This window comes from Alcanivorax sp. HI0083 (genome assembly GCF_001635175.1).
Genome location: NZ_LWFX01001605.1, coordinates 1 through 1,733 on the forward strand (window position 1 = coordinate 1; position 1,733 = coordinate 1,733).

At 57.1% G+C, this 1,733-nt stretch carries 1 protein-coding gene; it reads right to left on the minus strand.

Annotation, left to right across the window (positions count from 1 at the left end; genetic code table 11):
• Positions 1-321: 321 nt before the first annotated feature.
• Entirely contained in the window at positions 322-1,500 is a 1,179-nt protein-coding gene (prpF, locus tag A3754_RS23835) for a 2-methylaconitate cis-trans isomerase PrpF (RefSeq protein WP_063521527.1), read from the minus strand.
• Positions 1,501-1,733: the final 233 nt, after the last annotated feature.

A 1,733-nucleotide genomic window follows, 5' to 3' on the forward strand; every position in this document is an offset into this window, starting at 1 on the left:
CCAAGCTTCTTCCGATTCGATGCGGTAATCGCGAACGTAGTCAACAATGTCCTGAATGACTTGATCGTAATCGGGTCGCAGGTTCTGATCGGTATTGCTGGCCATGGTAGACGCCTCCCTGGATCGGTTGGCTTTCAGGGTCTCCCCCGGGATGGCAGAGGGTCAAGCATTGCCGGGGGTTAATTGAGCGGCTTTTACAGTTGCAGATCGGGTTCACCCAAGGGCACAGAAAGGCAAAGCCGTAACCCGACAATGAATTTGTCGGATTACGCCTTCAGGCTAATCTGACCTACAGTGGCTACCCGTTTCAGCTGGCGTTACCTAGAAGCAGTCTCCGGGGATGCGGACATTGCCTTCCATCAACACACGGGCGCTACGGCTCATGCTGGCTTTGGTGGCCGTCCACTGCCCATCGATCTGTTTGGCCCCCGCGCCAACCCGCAGCGTGCCCGACGGATGACCAAAGGTAACGCTGTCGCGTTCGCCACCGCCAGCCGCCAGATTGACCAGGGTGCCGGGCACTGCCGAGGCACTGGCGATGGCAACCGCAGCGGTGCCCATCATGGCGTGGTGCAGCTTGCCCATGGACAGCGCACGCACCAACAGGTCCACATCTTCTTCACCAATTTGCTTGCCGCTGGAGGCGGCGTAGCTCTTGGGCCTGGAGACGAAGGCAATCTTCGGGGTGTGCTGTCGCGCCTGGGCTTCTTCAATGTTGTCGATCAGTCCCATGTGCTTAGCACCGTAGGCACGGATCGTTTCAAACCTCTGCAGCGCTTCCTTGTTTTCGTTGATGTCACCCTGCAGCTCGGTACCGGTGTAACCGATATCTTCTGCATTGACGAAAACGGTAGGAATACCGGCATTGATCATGGTGGCCGGGAAAGTACCAACGCCCGGAACCTCCAGCTCATCAACCACATTGCCGGTGGGGAACATGGCGCCCTCCCCGTCTGCCGGGTCCATGAAGTCCACTTTTACTTCGGCGGCCGGAAAGGTTACGCCGTCCAGTTCAAAATCGCCGGTTTCCTGAACTTCACCATTGGTAATGGGAACGTGGGCAATGATGGTTTTCTGGATATTGACCTGCCAGATGCGCACAATCGCAATGCCGTTATCAGGGATTCGGTCAGCAGACACCAGGCCGTTATTGATGGCAAAAGCCCCCACTGCTGCTGTCAGGTTGCCACAGTTGCCGCTCCAGTCCACGAAGGGTTTATCGATGGAAACCTGGCCAAACAGATAATCCACGTCGTGATCGGCCTTTTCACTTTTCGCCAGGATTGCTGACTTGCTGGTGCTGGACGTGGCGCCGCCCATGCCATCGGTGTGTTTGCCGTAAGGATCGGGGCTGCCGATCACCCGCAGCAGAATCTTGTCGCGGGCTTCGCCGGGAACCTGTGCGGCTTCAGGCAGATCCGTCAGGCTGAAGAAAACGCCTTTGCTGGTGCCGCCACGCATATAGGTAGCGGGGATTTTAATTTGTGGGGCGTGAGCCATTGTATTGCTCCCTTTAAAAAACCCCGGCGGGACTGCCCGGCGGGGTTACATTGTTCGTTTGCAAACAAACATCGACAAACAGTCGGCGGAGATTGGCTAACGCCAATTTCCGCCCTACTGTTGCCGCCTAACCCGCTTCCGCCATGAACTCGTTGGCGAATTTTTGCAGGATGCCACCGGCGGAATACACGGACACTTCTTCTGCCGTATCCAGGCGACACAGCACCGGGATG